Origin of the sequence: Pedobacter africanus, from assembly GCF_900176535.1 — a bacterium.
Taxonomy (GTDB): Bacteria; Bacteroidota; Bacteroidia; order Sphingobacteriales; family Sphingobacteriaceae; genus Pedobacter; species Pedobacter africanus.
The window spans coordinates 519579-536187 of record NZ_FWXT01000001.1; the positions used below are offsets into that span (position 1 = coordinate 519579).

Sequence of the window (16609 nt, forward strand, 5' to 3'; positions counted from 1 at the left end):
GATGAAAAGCTTAAGAACAATTGCATTAAAAGAGGCGCAAACAAGAATTTCTCCAGAAGTAAAGTCTCCTTCGACTAAAATTTCTGAGTTTTTTGGCGTGAATGTTTTTGATAAGAGGAAGATGAAAGACTACTTATCAAAAGAGGTTTATGAAAAACTGGTATCTGCAATAGAACATGGTGAACTGATTAACCAGGAAGATGCGAACCACATTGCTACAGCCATGAAAAGCTGGGCAATGGGTAAAGGTGCTACACACTACACCCACTGGTTCCAACCCTTAACAGGTACTACTGCCGAAAAACACGATTCATTCTTCGAGCCTAGCGGTGATGGTGCAATTGAAAAGTTCGCAGGAAGTGCACTGGTTCAACAAGAGCCTGATGCTTCCAGCTTCCCTAATGGCGGTATCCGCAACACTTTCGAGGCACGCGGTTATACTGCATGGGATCCTTCTTCTCCGGCTTTCATTATGGAAAGCAAAGCAGGTAAAACGCTTTGTATCCCTACTGTATTTGTTTCTTATACCGGCGAAGCCCTTGATTATAAAGCACCTTTATTGAAAGCACTTGCTGCAATGGATAAAGCTGCTGTTGATGTTTGCCAGTATTTCGATAAAAGCATTACCAAAGTAAATGCATCTTTAGGTATAGAACAGGAATATTTCCTGGTTGACCTTGCCTTGTACAACGCCCGTCCGGATTTGGCTTTAACCGGTCGTACTTTATTTGGTCACATGTCGGCCAAAGGACAGCAGCTGGAAGACCACTATTTCGGATCAATCCCTGAGCGTGTATTTACGTACATGGTAGATTTTGAAAATGAAGCTTTGAAGCTGGGTATTCCTTTGAAAACCCGTCACAATGAGGTTGCACCTTCTCAGTTCGAGTGTGCCCCTATTTACGAAGAGATCAACCTTGCAATTGACCACAACCAACTGCTAATGGACTTAATGGAAAAAGTTGCTTTAAGACATAACTTCAAAGTGCTTTTACATGAAAAACCATATGCAGGCATCAACGGTTCAGGTAAGCATAATAACTGGTCGTTAATTACAGATACCGGCAAAAACTTGTTGTCGCCAGGTAAAACACCTAAAAACAACCTGATGTTCCTAACATTCTTTGTGAACACCATTAAAGCGGTTCATGAGCATGCAGATCTGTTAAGGGCTTCTATTGCTTCTGTAAGCAACGATCACCGTCTGGGTGCAAACGAAGCGCCGCCAGCCATCATCTCTATCTTCCTGGGCTCTCAGCTTGCTGAAGTACTGGATGAGATCGAATCGTCAAGAAGCATCATCAAAAAAGTTAAAAATGAAGATTCTTTATGGTTAGGTATCCCTAAAATCCCTCAGATTTTGCTGGACAATACCGACCGTAACCGTACTTCTCCTTTTGCCTTCACTGGTAATAAATTTGAGTTAAGGGCGGTAGGTTCTTCTGCCAACTCATCTGCACCTATGACGGTATTGAATACCATCGTTGCAGATCAGCTGACCAAGTTTAAAGTTGAAGTAGATAAACTGATCAAAAAAGGCGAGAAAAAAGACGTAGCGCTTTTAACCATCCTTAAAAAATACATCAAAGAATCTAAAGATATCCGTTTTGAAGGCAATGGTTACAGCGACGAATGGGCTGCAGAAGCTGAAAAACGTGGCTTATCCAACATCAAGACCACACCTAAAGCTTTAGATGCTTACGTAAGTGAAAAAACAACTGAGCTGTTCACCAAATTAAACATTTTTAATGAGCGTGAACTGCATGCACGTCATGAGATCCTGCTGGAAAGCTATTACAAAAAACTTCAGATCGAAGCCAGGGTAATGGGCGAAGTGACCAACAGCATGATCATACCTGCTGCAATTGCTTACCAGAACTCACTGATCGAAAATGCAAAAGGCTTAAAAGACCTTGGCTTATCTGGCGATGCCCTGGCAACACCGATGGCCATTATCAACAAACTATCTGAGCACCTGAACGTGGTTAAAACCAGTATCGATGCCATGCTTGAGCAGCGTAAAAAGGTTAACGCTATTGAAGATAGCCGCGAAAAAGCCATCAATTATGACGAAAAAGTTAAATCTTACTTTGATACTATCCGTTACCATACGGACAAATTAGAGCAGATTGTAGACGACAGCGTATGGCCTCTGCCTAAATTCAGAGAGTTATTGTTCTTAAAATAAACCAAACCTCAATACGTAAACTATTTTTTAGTTTTTATAACCTCTGTCTGAATTGGCAGGGGTTATTTTTTTATCTTTGCAGCAACATGAGTGATAACAGGTACAACCAGCGTGGCGTTTCTGCCTCGAAAGAAGATGTGCACCAGGCCATCAAGAACATAGATAAAGGTATTTTCCCGCAAGCCTTCTGTAAGATTATCCCCGATATTTTAGGTAATGACGAAGCTTTCTGCAACATCATGCATGCAGATGGCGCAGGCACCAAATCTTCCCTGGCTTATGTATACTGGAAAGAAACAGGCGACATTTCGGTATGGAAAGGCATTGCACAGGATGCGATCATCATGAATATCGACGATCTGATCTGTGTTGGGGCTACCGACAACATCCTGCTCTCCTCTACCATTGGCCGTAACAAAAACCTGATTCCTGGTGAAGTAATTGCTGCCATCATCAACGGTACAGAAGAAATCCTGGCAGAATTGCGCGAACAGGGCATTTCCATTTATTCCACAGGCGGCGAGACTGCCGATGTGGGCGACCTGGTGCGTACCATTATTGTAGATTCTACAGTTACCTGCCGTATGGAGCGCGATAAGGTCATCAGTAACGACAACATCCAGGCCGGCGATGTGATCGTAGGACTTTCCTCTTCCGGACAGGCTACTTACGAAAGCGAATACAATGGCGGCATGGGCTCTAACGGACTTACCTCTGCACGTCATGACGTGTTCGATAAATCTGTTGCCAACGCCTACCCTGAGAGCTATGACCCTGCCGTACCGTTTGACCTGGTCTTCTCTGGCGGAAAAAAGCTGACAGACCAAGTTCGTATCAACGAAAATACGGAAGTTACTGCTGGCAAACTAGTATTGTCGCCAACCCGCACCTATGCGCCCGTGATTAAGAAAGTACTGGAAGCATTCAGGCCGCAAATTCACGGCATTGTACATTGCAGCGGTGGTGCACAAACCAAGGTATTGCATTTTGTAAACAACAACGTACACATCATTAAAGACAACCTGTTCCCTGTTCCTCCCCTGTTTCAATTGATTCAAGAACAATCAGGTACCGATTGGAAAGAAATGTATAAGGTATTCAATATGGGGCACCGTATGGAACTTTATGTCCCTGCTGCCATCGCTGAAGATATCATTGCCATCTCTAAAAGCTTCAATATTGATGCACAGGTTATCGGTCGCGTAGAAAGCGCTTCACAAAAACAGGTAACCATCAGCAGCGAAAAAGGAAACTATACCTATTTCTAAAATTAATTGATCACTATAGAACAAAGGGCGTATCCTCATGAGGATGCGCCCTTTGTTTTTTACACTTTGTAATACTGTTCCCAGCCCCTGCGTGGCGGCGGGCCAACCAGCAAAGCATTGGCAGTTTTGTTATTGGTAATGACCTTCTTTTTGCGGTCAAATTCCAGTTTCGTATTTAACTTCTGCGCCAGCACCCCCAAACAGAACACCTGGCTCAGCGGACCAGCCACAGAGAACGGCGATCTTGTTTTTTCTTCACCTTTACAGGCCTGCAGGAAATTCTTAAAATGATTGGAAGGACTAACAGGCACTTCCGGCAAGGAAGAAGCCATCGCCAAAGCTTTTTCCTGAGGAATAATAGACAGCGTACTGCCATGCGAACCGCCCTTAAAAGTCAGGTCCTTGCTGTAAATGATCTTTCCGGGATTCAGCTTTGCAGGCTCAATTGCACCGGTGCTTGGCGGCGGGATGTTCGGATCCAAACCAGAAACACCATAACCGTTCGGGATTGGCGGCAGGTTATTTACACCGTCGTACCAGTTGATATCCAGCGCCGGCATACCGCCGCGTTTTGGAAATCTAAAGCAGAGGGTAGATGACATTGGATAAAAGAAATTGTTGTGCCCATCCAATTTAACCGCATTCACCTCATGGGGCAAACCAAGTTCCAGAAATTCATGTGCAGTATCCAGTATATGTGCACCCCAGTCGCCCAGCGCACCCATTCCAAGGTCAAACCAGCAGCGCCATTGACCGTTCACAAAATCCTTATTGTAATCGTGCCCAGTTGTGGCCATCTGCCAGATGTCCCAGTCCAGCGTCTCTGGAACTGGCTGTGCCGACGGGAAAGCGCGCATGCCCACATCCCAGGTATGCCAGCGTCGCGGCGAGTTCATATGTGCAGTTATGGACGTCACATCTTTAATGATACCGGCTTCCTTCCAGGCTTTAAATTGAAAGTAATTCGCTTCAGAATGTCCCTGATTGCCCATCTGCGTAACTACTTTATTGTACTTGCGCGCGGCTTTCATCATCAGTTCTACTTCATTAAAAGTACGTGCCATTGGTTTTTCTACATAGACATGCTTGCCCAGGCCCATAGCCATCATGGTGATCGGAAAATGTGAAAAATCGGGTACACCAACACTTACCGCATCAATCTGGTTGCCCACTTTATCAAACATCTTCCTGAAATCCTGAAAGCGCGGCACATCCGGGAACTCTTTTAAAACGGCCTGTGTATGTATAGCGCCCATATCCACGTCACACAAGGCCACAATGTTCACCAGTCCTGTTTTATACAAATCACGGATAATCTCCGCGCCCCTGTTGCCTATACCAATGCAGGCCAGGTTTACACGTTCATTGGGGCTGGCCAATCTAATGTCCCCTTTGCGCATACCCATCAGCATACCGGGGGCTATTGCAGCGGCCGCCGACAACATTGCTGTCTGCTTCAAAAAATGTCGTCTTGAAAAACCTTTTGTACTCATTCTTGTTCCTTTGTGTTTTTATTGTTGATCAATATATCAATTTGCCGGTCTATTTCAGCAGCTTTTCCTTTAGCTTCCTCCAAAGGCAAGCCGGTTTTCATCGGGCGTTTATGCCCTGCCGCAGTCAGCCAGGCATTTTTCATCAGCGCCTGCTTCTGGCCCACCAGCCTAAAAATATCTTCTTTCTTCGGATGCCGTATTGTGGCCAGCACCTCAGATGCCGGGGCAATCTGCTTTTCACCCAAATAGAGCAGCAACGATTTGGCCATGATCCAATGGCCCAGCTCTGCAGGATGTATACCGTCTTTAGCAAGCGTAATGCCCTTCTGCAGGTATTTTTTCATGGGATAATGCAGGTCGGCTACATCCCATTTTTTGCTTTTCCGTTGCTTCAGCAACCAGTCCGAATACTTGTCCAGTACCTCAGCATACCCCTTTTTACCACCCTTTGTTTCGTCGTAAACCGGCGGGGTAACATGGATGATCCGTACGCCCTGAGCTGCATATTTCTCATGCAGCCAGTTGATTCCATCCTTAAATTTTTGAAAACGTGCTTTATCAAAAGGCAGATATATACCATCATTCATGCCATAGCAGGCAAAAACAAGATCTGGTTTAATCACATTCATCACCCTGTCCAGGCGTTCGTGCAAATCCGGACGTTCAAATTTACCGCCCGCATGCCCGGGCTCCGATAAACCCGACACCGTTTCGCTGGGCAGTCCCATATTGATGAATTCAATCTTCTGTCCCGGATAATTCAGTGTACAATAGGTTTCTACATCAACAATATATTGCCCTGCATATGTAATGCTGTTCCCCAGGAACAAGACCTTCTTTACAGTGGGCGGAAAAGGCTGTGCAAATGCTGCCGTTGCCATGTGAAATAAGAACAGTAAACAGGTCAAAAAAATCCTCATCTCACTAAAATAGGCATTTCAAATTAAACCGGATTGTTTATCTGTTCAGCAGTATTGGCTATTTGTTCAGCAAAATTGTTTAGCAAAAAGCAATAAAATACTTTTTCGACACCATACAGGTTAGGGCGCAAGAGCAATCCGGTATGCCGGAGAGAATGCCTTCGTCAGGCTTGCGCAGCTTGGCTGTCGGCAGCATTCGACCGGCTACCGGATTGCCTAAGTCCCTTTCCCGCCATAATACTTCAACCTGAATTAACAAAAAAGGCCGCAAAACAAATCTGCGGCCTTTCAAAAACTCAAAGCAATATTATTTCTTTGCTTTTACTTCATTTTTCCTGATGTCAAGTTCGTTGATAATGTTTTTGGCTCCGCCCAACACATCAATACACCAGAGTACATATCGTACATCTACGCAGATGGTACGTTTAAATTTCTTGTCAAAAGCAATGTCACCACTCATGGCTTCCCAGTTTCCGTCGAAAGCAAGACCGATCAGCTCGCCATTGCCGTTGATTACAGGAGAACCTGAGTTACCACCGGTAATGTCATTATTGGTAATGAAACCTACCGTCAATGTACCATCGTTACCATACTGACCGAAGTTTTTCTTATTGTAATTCTCGATCAGGTTCGCAGGCAGATCAAACTCACTATCGCCCGGAATGTATTTCTGCATCACACCATCAATGGTAGTTGTAGTTTTATATACCATTCCATCTTTAGGTGAATAATCCTGCACATTTCCATAAGTCAGCCTCATCGTCGAGTTCGCATCAGGATACATAAGTTTACCGGAATTCTTTTCTAAAATGGCTTTCAGGTATAAATGATCCAATTCTGCTTTTTTCTTTTCAAAATCTGCCACCAGCGAACCAAAATTGGTCCTGATGTACTCAGCAGGTACAATGTTCAGTGCGTACTGGTAGCCGGGGTCACTGTTTACCGCATCTGCCGATGGGTTAGAAGCAATAAAAGCTTTCAATTTCTCCGGTTTGATGAAATTACTGTTCTCCCACAAATAATTGGCATACTTGTCGAAAGTAGCCTCAGGGTTGCCCGACCAGTATTTCTCCGCAATCTCAGCAAAGAATTTAGGCTGCGATTTTACAGGCACATCCTTATAGAAGGAAGCCAGGATCTGTGAAAAGATTTTTTTATCAGCCGTTTCATTGTAAGTTTCTTCATAAGCAGCTAAAGCATTGCTCAGATTGCCCTGAACCTGTTTTACATAAGCTGCATCGTCTTTTTTCTTGCCCAAAGCAATCAGAGCCTTGCCCATTCCCGAGGCATTGGCAGCCCATTGGGAAGCCATGAAACCTTCGTTAATATAGGTACGCTGTACAGAAATCGGATCAATTTCCTTATAGATCTGATCGTATTGCTCCATCAGACCTGCAAATTCTGTTTTCTGAGCAGCCCATTGGGTAAAGGCTTTCTCTTCTGTTCTTTTGGCGTCCGATACCTTTAAACGTTTCAATTGCTCAGTCTGTCCGATGAAATATTTCCAGTAATTGGCAATCTGTGCATATTTCGAAGACAGTTTTAAACGCAAGGCCACATCTTTATCCATTTCTGCTTTCCATGCTTTCAAGCGGATGTCACGCAATTTAACGATAGTAGGGCTCACCTTTTCCGTGGCCAGATCTACCCCGTAAGAGGTCAGGTACCTGTCGGTACGTCCGGGGAAGCCATAAACGATAGAAAAATCACCGTTCTTTACGCCTTTGATAGAAACCGGAAGGAATTTTTTAGGTTTATAAGGTACATTCTGCACATTGTATTTGGCAGGTTGGTTACCTGTAGAAGCATACACGCGGAATACCGAGAAATCGCCCGTCTGGCGTGGCCATTCCCAGTTATCGGTATCGCCACCAAATTTACCGATGTTCTGCGGAGGGGTACCTACCAGGCGCACATCGTCAAAACGCTCGTAAACAAAAAGGATAAACTGATTGGATTTATAAAAATCCTTTACGTTTGCTTCGATGGTAGGGCCTGTAACCGCAGCCTTAGCTATGGTATTGAACACCTCGGTCATTTTAGCATCCTTTTCAGCACCGGTCAAACCTTTGGTTGCTGCATTCACCTTAGCGGTCACATCTTCCATTCTTTGCAGAAAACGGACAAACAAACCAGCAACAGGTTTTTCCTCGCCATAATTCTTTGCATAAAAACCATTGTCAAGGATGTTGTTTTCCGGTGTAGAGTTGGAAGCAATCGCATCGTAACCACAATGGTGGTTGGTAAAGATCAGGCCTTTATCAGAAACAATCTCGCCGGTACAGAAGCCACCGAAATGCACAATTGCATCTTTTAAGCTGGAACCATTGGCATTGTAAAGGTCTTTGGCTGTAAGTTTAAAGCCTTGCTTTTTCATTTGCTCATAGTTTTTCCCTATCAGCATCGGGATCCACATCCCCTCATCTGCCTTCAGCCTGAGAGAGAAGGACAGTAACATTAAACACAACAGCAGATAAACTGTTCTTTTCATATTGATCATAATTAGTTAGTGTGCCGTAAAGGTAATAAATATCGGCTTAACGGGCACCACCATAAATGCTGATCGTCTCTGCTCCCAGCTCTTCCTGCCTGGTATCTGCGGAAATTTTGAAATATTTTACATCCGGACAACGCATATCCGTAAACCGGCCCTTATGCATGGGCACAGCAATGACCTTTCCTTTATGCATTCTGAAAAAAACTGTTTCTTTCCATACCGCATTTTCCACCCGTGTTAAGGTAGGCTGTGCCGGCCTGCCCTCGTTCCGCACCTGGTCGATGGCATTTACGCGCTTAAACTCTCCAACACCACCCATCTTATAACCATCGGCATCAAAATCGGCTTCATAGCGTTTCCCTGCTCCTTCAACCAGCATCCTGAGCTTGCCATCCTTTACCACACGGAGCGACATCCTCACCTCTTCCCCCGGGTACCAATAGTATTCCCTGGAAGCCGGGGCATTCTGCCAGATGTCCTTCTGTCCGGTAGAAGTATAGGCCGTGCGGCGAAAAAATGGGCGGAAAGCTTTACGCTCCGTACTGATCCGGCCCTGCTCATCTTTGGTTACCGCCCAGGTAAGGCCCACGTCGGTTTCCTGCCCGTTCATATTTCCACCCATATAAACGGATGGATTGTCCAGAAACTGCCCGGGCTGCCTGTCATTTTTCCTGCCAGCATCAAATGTGATCTTCGGCAGCACCACCGTACCTGCAATGCCCAGCCATACATCCTTAGAGGACACCGCTTTCCTGTAATAAGCGCCGTTAAAGCAGGGCGTGTTTTTTTCAGGCCTCACTTCCCCTTCAAAAAAAGCAGGCTTACGCACAAGCGTATCCTTCCAGCCACCAAACGATGAACTGACTTCCCGATCAGTGCCATGCAGCGTAAAAAATGGGGCTATCATCAGCCCCAATAAAAAATGTTTCATACCCTATCTGTTTGTCAATGCGCTCTACTGCACGCTAAACGCGCCCAATGCTCAATACCCCTCACCTCCCTGCTTAACAGGAAAATTACCTTCTCAGAAACGGCCTAGCGTCTTTTCAGTTTTTCCGTAGAAAAACTGAAATTATGCAGCCGTTGAAGAGAACGGTCATTTTCCTCTTCAATTGAACTAAGCGTCCTGGAAACTTGGAACAGCGCCCTTGGCACATGAAAACAACACTTCCATTTGCCACCTTTCAAGGGCAGCAATACCTCTCCCCTGCGGTTCAGGTAAGCATACCACTCTCCATGCTCCTCGTCCCTGAAATGCTTCCAGCTATACTCGTGCAACCGTATAAACCATTCCTTACAAGCAACATTGCCCGTAAGCGCATAACCTTTGGCCATGCAAACCAATGCTTCCAGGTGTACCCACCATAATTTCTGGTCCCATTCCAGTTGCTGCACCGGATGCCCCTTAATGTCCATAAAATAAAAGATGCCGCCATATTCCTTGTCCCAGCCATACTCCAGGGTACGCAACGCGATTTCCACACAACGGTCAATCAGCTTAGGGTCGTTCAAACGCACACCCAGGTCCATCATAAACCACATGGCCTCTATAGTATGCCCCGGGTTAATGAGCCTTCCATCAAAAGAGTCAGAAAAAGAGCCGTCCAGGTTCACATTCTCCAGAATCAGGCCGCTATCCTGCTGGTAAAATATATCCATTACCTCATGGATAACTGCTTTAAGCAGGTCATCTACCGTCTGTTTGTCCAGCAGGTGCTCCATTTCCAGAGAAAGGTTGCTCAGGATCATCGGCAGCGCAAAGTTTTTAAGGTCACGGGTGCCCGGATAAGCCTTGTTGTACTTTCCTTTTGGGTTTTGCCGGCGCTTTAATATGTTCTGAAAAGTACCCTTAGCGATCTGCGCATATTTCTCCTGCGGATCCGCTTTATACAATGCAGCAAAGGCCATACTGGCAAAGCAGTCAGAAAAAATATTGTAAGGCTGCACCAGGGGTTTGCCAAATTGTTCCAAAGAGAAATACCAGTTCCCTTCAGCATCACGGCCATGCTTCTCCAGAAAATCGGCCCCATGCTTTGCCATCTCCAGCCATTCCGGCCGGGCTTCCTGTTCGTTATAAAGGGTGGCAAAGGTCCAGACTTCACGGGCCTGCAGCCACATAAATTTATCGGTATCAAACACGTTTCCAGTGCGGTCCAGGCAATTGAAATATCCCCCTCCCTTTTCATCCTTCGAATGTTTCATCCAAAATGGAATTACATTGCTGATCAGTTCCTGTTCGTAAATTTCACTGTAATTCTTCATCGGTAGCTCAAATTGTTAATCCTTGTAGGTATTCTTTATATCGGTTAAATAAATGTCCGGCCTGCAGATAGGCAGACTGCGGACTCATAAAATGTGAAAACTCAAAAGTAATGGCCTTATCGTAACCTGCCCTGCGTGCCGCTTCCAGCTTCAGTCGCAGCTTTTCGAACTTGATGGGCAAAAATTTAATGGGCATGTCCCGGTCAAAACTCTCGGCATTGGTCCAGCATTGCAGTCCATAGCGGTCGGCCATACGTTTGTTCACTGCAAAAAAGTCATCCAGCTCATGGTAGTCAATGTGTCCATCCTGAAAGGCTACGGCATCTACAGCACCCTGTATGCCCTCAAAGATCTCGCCCCATTCACGCTCATGCTCCTGCAACGATACGGCATCCTGTTTGGTCAGCTCGGCAGAGGCAGCCATCACCGCCTTTTTACCATCTATCCAGGGAGAGATGAAGGTGGGCAAACCATTACTTACGCCCTTGCATTGCAGCCCGAGTGTACGGAAAGCCTCGGTAGCCCCTTTTGTGCGCCTGCTGATCTCCATGCTCAGGTACCAGCCGCCAAAACTCTTGTAATGCCCGTATTGCTGCCAAACCTCATCTATCACATAGCGGTTGGCATCAATCTCGTGCTGCAGGTTGCCCGTATCCCAGTACTCGCCACTGTCGTACAAGCCAAAGTAAAACTTCATGTCGTATTTATCGGCCAGCTGTAAAAAGAGCTCCACCAGGTCTATTGGTGGGTGGTAACAGCCAAAACTATCCTTCAGATAGGTAGAAGGATAAGTAATGAAACGCCGATAGCCGCTCCTGATTAAAATCACGGTATCTATCCCAACCGATTTCATGTGTGCAAAATCCCTGTCCCATTCTGCCCTGCCCCAGTTCTGGTGCGGGATGTCGTGCGAGATCTCGTCAATAAATGTCCCTGTAATCCTCATAAATATTTCTGTTCCTGTAGGTATTTTACCCAATCAATATAGGCACTCGCCTTAAGATGTACACCATCCGGACTGATGTCCTTTCTCAGGTTTCCCTGCTCGTCTGCAAAAAGAGGAACGATGTTGATATAGGTGATGTTTTCTTCTTTTGCCAGCTGCTGAATGCGCGCATTTAATTCCGGCACCTTTGCATTGCGTCCTTTAGCATAGGCAGCTGTGGTCATACTTTCATTAATGGGCAAGGCGCTTTCTATATAGATCTTTGTTTTTGGCGATTCCCGCTTAATCTTACGGATGATCCTCCTGTAATTATGGATGCTGACCTCATAAGGCAGGCCCCGAAACAGGTCATTGATCCCGTCCATCAAAAAAATGGCCCTGGGCTTTGCGGCAAGCACCTCATCCATTCTGGCCAGGATGCCAAAAGAGTTGTCGCCCCCTACGCCACGGTTTACCACCGGATAGCGGTAGCCCGCCAGGATTTCCTGCCACTCTCCCCTTTCGGTAATGCTATTGCCCAGAAAAACAACCTCATTTTTTACATGGGGCATTTTATTAAAATATTCTACCCTTTGCTGGTAATAGGAATTGGCATAATTGCTGTCAATCTTCAGCGTATTTTGTGCTTCAGCAGTCAGCGCTGCACAAACGGAGCCACACAAGGCTATCCATAATTTAACTGTCCCCATTCTATATTGCATGTATTTTCTTTAAAAATCCGGCCCATAAAATATAGGCTGCCGAACGCAGGTGCAGCCCATCAATGCTCAGTTCCTTTTTCAGTTCCCCATCCTGCCCGGCAAATACCTGGTGCAGGTCTACATAATTCAGCTTTTCCTGTTTACACAGGGCCAAAAGCTCCCTGTTCATAGCCAGTATTCCGGCGTTCGACAATTTTGAATAGGTAGCGGGGAGCATGGCCTTGTTTACCGGCAGGATGCTTTGCACGTATATTTTAGTGCGTGGCGATTGTGCCTTCACCCCGGCAATGATTTTACGGTAGTTGTTCAGGATCACCTCCTGCGGTGTGCCGCGCTTCATGTCATTGATACCGATCAGGATAAAAAGTTTAGCTGGTTTGGAGGCCAGCACCTCGTCCATTCGGGCCAGGATGCCATAGCTCACATCACCGCTGATGCCCCTGTTCACTACAGGTTTACCGGGTATCAGTTCCTGCCACTTTCCGCCCTCGGTAATGCTGTTGCCCAGAAACACAATTTCATTTTTCTGGTCGGGCATGCGCTTAAAAAATTCGAGTCTCTGCAGGTAATGCCCGTTGGCATAGCTACTGTCTATTCCAGCCTGTGTTTGTGCGCTGCCTAAAAAAGGTAAAGCCAATAAAGCAGCCCCGGCAAACAGGCATTTGATGCAATATTTCATTTCGTTCCTCATTCAACAATGTCTTCAGCCTCTTTTTCTACTGGCAGCAAAGGCACCAGCCAGGTCACCACAAAAGCCGGGATGGTGGCAATGAGCACCCAGATAAAAAATTCTTTATAGCCCAGGTAATCGCTCAGCAAACCGCTAATCATAGAAGGGATCATAAAGCCCAGGTTCATCAAACCACTTCCAAAGGCATAATGCGCCATTTTATATTTGCCCGGGGCAATGTTCTGCATCATAAATAAAATGAGGCCAACAAAACCATAGCCATAGCCAAAATACTCTATGGCCACTGCCGATGCGATGATGTACAGTTCCTGCGGCATGGCTACAGCAAGAAAAGCATAGGCAGCAAAGGGTAGGTTAAAAACAGCACACAAGATGAGCAATGTACGCCTGGTGAGGCCCTTATTGGATACGTAATAACCCGCTACTATAGAGCCCAGTACAAAAGCAATGGAACCAAAAACGCCATACAGCAAACCTATTTCAGAGGTACTCAGGCCCAGTCCGCCCGAAGCCCTTGAAGCCTTAAAAAACAAAGGCACAATTTTAATGGCCTGACCTTCTGCAAAGCGGTAAAAAACAATAAAACAGAGGCTATACCAGATGTTTTTCTTTTGAAAAAAGGTAATGATCACATCTTTTAGGGTAGCAAAGCCCTCTTTAACAGAGCTTAGCTCCTGCGCTTTACCTCCTTCGGGAAGTACCCGCATATTGTACAGCCCCAGCAAAACCATGATGAGGCCGTAGGCAAACATTACCGCCATCCAGGCGTTGTGAATCCCGATTTCTTTTTCCAGCTGACCGGCAAAATACACCAGTACCCCGCCCGAAAAAACCTTGGCAATGTTATAAAAAGCGCCCTGCCAGCCTACAAATTTAGCCTGCAGCTTGGGTGTTAGTTCATTCAGGTACACCCCATCGGCAGCCGTATCGTGTGTAGCACCACTGATGGCAATAATGGTCAGAATGGCAATGGAGAAGCTGAAAAAATGGTTCATCTGTAAGGTTAAAGCCAAAAGGCCAAACAATACACCGGTAAAGATCTGGGTGGTGTACACAAAGAACTTCTTGGTTTTGTACATCTCCAGAAATGGGCCCCACAACGGCTTGATGGTCCATGGAAACATGATCAGGGAAGTCCAGAAAGCAATCTGTGTATCAGAGATGCCCATGTTTTTGTACATGATGGAACTGGCACCCGAAAGGGCAACAAAAGGCAGTCCCATAGCAAACCAGGTGGTCGGGATCCAGTATATAGGGTTTAAAGTTTTCTTTTCAGGTGTTGGCACTGTCTCTTTTTTTAAAATTAAGTTTTCCAGAACAATTTAGCACGGGTACAATATAAGGTGATTAAGGATACGATGCCTGTAAAGATCAGCCCTCTTAAAAAGCCGCCTGCAGGTAAACCCGAAAGGCTGTCTAAAAGCGCATCCCCATCTGTAATTTTCAACAGTGGGATCAGCAGCAGGTTACCGGCGGTATAGGCCACCATCGGATTTTTCCCATTATTGCCCAGATAGGTAATGAAGCCGGTAAAGCGGCCTGCTTTTTCGAAAATAACAAAGGACAATAAGGTCAGAAAAGCCAGTCCGGTGGTTACAAAGTAATAGCTGAAGGTAGAAATATCTTTCTTAATGCCGCCTTCAAAGGCCTCAAAAAACAAACCCAGCATCAGCAGGTAAACACCCGTTTGGGCAAAGTTGCGGTAAAGCACCTTATCTGCACCTTCGGTAGAATTTTTCAACAGCTGTAAAAGCAAAAGCGACAAAGCAGCACTGATCAGCAGATTGGGTACCAGCCACCTGTTGTATAAACAAACCACATTGCAGAGCATAATGAGCAGACACAATAGCGCAACCAGAACAATTCCTTTGCTTTTTAAGATCTTCTGATCATCACTTTTAGCCCTGGCCAGCAGCCATTCTCCGGCAAAAGTTCCCGGCAGTACAATGAACAGGTATTTCAGGTAATAGAATTTGTACATCCAGGGTAAGGGCGACCAGTTAAACAGTTCACTGTTCCAGCTACCCGTGTCTTTTGCGGTCAGCAATATGGCCATCACCAATGGTAAAATTCCAATCCTTAACAACGGACGGTTACGGGTAAGCCACCAGATGAAGGTACCAAACAGGGCCATATTGGCCAGCACAATAATGATGATGTCGCTGTTCGCTAAATTAAAGCCATTTTTAAAGGGGTAAGTATACAGAAATAGCCCAGCAAGAACAAAACCGGCAATTTTTATCCCTATGGCAAGCGCTTTACGCTGCAGCTTGCTGAAATGTGCATACATCAGGAAGAGCAGCAAAAAGCAACCTACAGATAATAGCTGGGCTTGCCACCCGGGCTCAGCATCCATTACCCAGGCACGTGCATAAAAAGTAAACAGGGCAAATACCACCAGCAGCAGGTAACGCTGAACAATTTGCCCGGCTGTTTTAAGTACCGGCTGTTCTGTGATTTTCTTTTGCATGGCCAGGGGGATGGCTGCCCCCATGGTAAACAGAAAGAAAGGAAATACCAGGTCTACCCAGGTAATACCGGGTAGATCTGGTTTAAAAACATGGTATGGCGGCGGTACCTGCGCGTGGTACATCCATGCAGGCAAAACCCCAAAGGAAACACTGCTGGAAAGCACCATGAGCAGGATAGCCAGTCCCCGCAAAGCATCTAAAGCCTGTTCTCTTTTCTTCATTTCAGGCCCGCTATTTAACTACCTTAATCTTAAACTCCTTAATTACCGATTTCTCGCCTGTGTAATTCACATTCGAACCCACGAAGGTAACCGTATACTCACCCTCCGCTTTAAAAGCATAGGCGTAGGTATTTCTCCTCTGGGTATAATCTTTAATTGGCGTTCCTTTGTCGGGCGACATATTGTCTGGTAAAAAACCTTTTGTAATGTACCAGCCTTCAGATTCTACCAGGCTGCTCATCGGGTCATAATAAAACATATCCGTAGTGTAGATCCATTTACTGGTCCCGGCGGCGCTTACTGCATCCAGAATATTTACCGGGTTCCATCCTGCATTGGTACGTGAAGCCAATACCGTAGAGGTACCATCCGGGTCGGTAGTGGTCAGGTCAAAGTTATAGATCCGCCAGCCCCTCTGTGTAGAGGTAGTTCCCGGAGATGCAGCGCCAACAAATTTAAAACCAAAGAACACGGGTTTGCCCGCAACAAGCTCGTCCGTAATGTCCACCTTACCCGAGGATACCTTAGGCCCCAAAACCCCGGCAGGCGAAACCGATAAGGTAAATTTGCTGGTGATGTCTTTCCAGCTCGCTTTTTTAACGGAAGCCTCATCATAAGTTCCCGTAAAATCATTGGAAACCATCAGCTTAAGGTTGTCGGTCTGACTGCCATATGTTACCTGTGTGTTAATGGACAGTTCTTTTTTCCGTCCCTCTACTACAACGCGGTCTTTGTATTTATACTCCTTGTTCTTCTCTCCAGAGTAAAAGGTGATCACGTCCGGTGCATCTTTGATGATGAACCTTACCGAGTCGTTAACTTTATATTCCCTTGCTTCAACAGTAACATCAAAAGCAGGGGTTACCACATCATCTTTGGTACAAAATGCCAGGAAAGGCAATAAGGCCAGACCTGCAAGATATTTTTTATTCTTCATGATTATTGATCTAT

Annotated in this window: 13 protein-coding genes; 2 read left to right on the plus strand and 11 right to left on the minus strand. The window is 45.7% G+C overall.

Features of this window, described 5'->3' with window-relative positions; all coding sequences use genetic code 11:
* Position 1: 1 nt before the first annotated feature.
* Complete coding sequence (locus B9A91_RS01880) at positions 2-2188, plus strand: glutamine synthetase III family protein (RefSeq protein WP_084236728.1); 2187 nt, start codon at positions 2-4, stop codon at positions 2186-2188.
* Positions 2189-2274: 86 nt separating this feature from the next.
* Positions 2275-3456, plus strand: a complete 1182-nt coding sequence (locus B9A91_RS01885) for an AIR synthase related protein (RefSeq protein WP_084236729.1) — start codon at positions 2275-2277, stop codon at positions 3454-3456.
* A gap of 59 nt (positions 3457-3515) precedes the next feature.
* On the opposite strand, the gene B9A91_RS01890 is transcribed toward B9A91_RS01885, so the two are convergent.
* The 11 genes from B9A91_RS01890 to B9A91_RS01940 form a co-directional block, all read right to left on the minus strand.
* Positions 3516-4949 carry a Gfo/Idh/MocA family oxidoreductase gene (locus tag B9A91_RS01890; RefSeq protein ID WP_084236730.1) on the minus strand — a complete coding sequence of 478 codons (1434 nt, stop codon included), beginning with the start codon at positions 4947-4949 and terminating at the stop codon, positions 3516-3518.
* Complete coding sequence (locus B9A91_RS01895) at positions 4946-5830, minus strand: SGNH/GDSL hydrolase family protein (protein ID WP_200815595.1); 885 nt, start codon at positions 5828-5830, stop codon at positions 4946-4948. The genes B9A91_RS01890 and B9A91_RS01895 overlap by 4 nt, the downstream gene beginning before the upstream one ends.
* 346 nt (positions 5831-6176) lie before the next feature.
* Positions 6177-8360 carry a S46 family peptidase gene (locus tag B9A91_RS01900; RefSeq protein WP_144008828.1) on the minus strand — a complete coding sequence of 728 codons (2184 nt, stop codon included), beginning with the start codon at positions 8358-8360 and terminating at the stop codon, positions 6177-6179.
* A 46-nt stretch (positions 8361-8406) separates the two neighbouring features.
* The gene (locus B9A91_RS01905; protein ID WP_144008829.1) at positions 8407-9297 is read right to left on the minus strand and encodes a hypothetical protein; all 891 of its coding nucleotides are present in this window, start codon (positions 9295-9297) and stop codon (positions 8407-8409) included.
* 104 nt (positions 9298-9401) lie between these two features.
* A complete protein-coding gene (locus tag B9A91_RS01910) occupies positions 9402-10628 on the minus strand; it encodes a n-acyl-d-glucosamine 2-epimerase (protein ID WP_084236733.1) in 1227 nt (408 codons plus the stop codon).
* Positions 10629-10635: 7 nt separating this feature from the next.
* The gene (locus B9A91_RS01915) at positions 10636-11574 is read right to left on the minus strand and encodes a DUF4434 domain-containing protein (protein ID WP_084236734.1); all 939 of its coding nucleotides are present in this window, start codon (positions 11572-11574) and stop codon (positions 10636-10638) included.
* The gene (locus B9A91_RS01920) at positions 11571-12275 is read right to left on the minus strand and encodes a GDSL-type esterase/lipase family protein (protein WP_235012417.1); all 705 of its coding nucleotides are present in this window, start codon (positions 12273-12275) and stop codon (positions 11571-11573) included. Before B9A91_RS01920 ends, B9A91_RS01915 begins: the two co-directional genes overlap by 4 nt.
* Complete coding sequence (locus B9A91_RS01925; RefSeq protein ID WP_235012424.1) at positions 12265-12966, minus strand: SGNH/GDSL hydrolase family protein; 702 nt, start codon at positions 12964-12966, stop codon at positions 12265-12267. Before B9A91_RS01925 ends, B9A91_RS01920 begins: the two co-directional genes overlap by 11 nt.
* Positions 12963-14252 (minus strand): MFS transporter, encoded by a 1290-nt coding sequence (locus B9A91_RS01930; RefSeq protein ID WP_235012428.1) that lies wholly within the window; start codon positions 14250-14252, stop codon positions 12963-12965. The genes B9A91_RS01925 and B9A91_RS01930 overlap by 4 nt, the downstream gene beginning before the upstream one ends.
* Positions 14253-14269: 17 nt before the next feature.
* On the minus strand, positions 14270-15658 hold the full coding sequence (locus tag B9A91_RS01935; protein ID WP_084236736.1) for a DUF5009 domain-containing protein: 1389 nt from the start codon (positions 15656-15658) through the stop codon (positions 14270-14272).
* Positions 15659-15668: 10 nt separating this feature from the next.
* The gene (locus B9A91_RS01940; protein WP_084236737.1) at positions 15669-16595 is read right to left on the minus strand and encodes a DUF5017 domain-containing protein; all 927 of its coding nucleotides are present in this window, start codon (positions 16593-16595) and stop codon (positions 15669-15671) included.
* Between the last annotated feature and the right edge of the window lie 14 nt (positions 16596-16609).

Coding starts and splice junctions, on each gene's coding strand:
- B9A91_RS01880 (WP_084236728.1), top strand. CDS start 2: ATGAAAAGCTTAAGAACAATTGCATTAAAAGAGGCGCAAACAAGAATT.
- B9A91_RS01885 (WP_084236729.1), top strand. CDS start 2,275: ATGAGTGATAACAGGTACAACCAGCGTGGCGTTTCTGCCTCGAAAGAA.
- B9A91_RS01890 (WP_084236730.1), bottom strand. CDS start 4,949: ATGAGTACAAAAGGTTTTTCAAGACGACATTTTTTGAAGCAGACAGCA.
- B9A91_RS01895 (WP_200815595.1), bottom strand. CDS start 5,830: ATGGCAACGGCAGCATTTGCACAGCCTTTTCCGCCCACTGTAAAGAAG.
- B9A91_RS01900 (WP_144008828.1), bottom strand. CDS start 8,360: ATGAAAAGAACAGTTTATCTGCTGTTGTGTTTAATGTTACTGTCCTTC.
- B9A91_RS01905 (WP_144008829.1), bottom strand. CDS start 9,297: ATGAAACATTTTTTATTGGGGCTGATGATAGCCCCATTTTTTACGCTG.
- B9A91_RS01910 (WP_084236733.1), bottom strand. CDS start 10,628: ATGAAGAATTACAGTGAAATTTACGAACAGGAACTGATCAGCAATGTA.
- B9A91_RS01915 (WP_084236734.1), bottom strand. CDS start 11,574: ATGAGGATTACAGGGACATTTATTGACGAGATCTCGCACGACATCCCG.
- B9A91_RS01920 (WP_235012417.1), bottom strand. CDS start 12,275: ATGCAATATAGAATGGGGACAGTTAAATTATGGATAGCCTTGTGTGGC.
- B9A91_RS01925 (WP_235012424.1), bottom strand. CDS start 12,966: ATGAGGAACGAAATGAAATATTGCATCAAATGCCTGTTTGCCGGGGCT.
- B9A91_RS01935 (WP_084236736.1), bottom strand. CDS start 15,658: ATGAAGAAAAGAGAACAGGCTTTAGATGCTTTGCGGGGACTGGCTATC.
- B9A91_RS01940 (WP_084236737.1), bottom strand. CDS start 16,595: ATGAAGAATAAAAAATATCTTGCAGGTCTGGCCTTATTGCCTTTCCTG.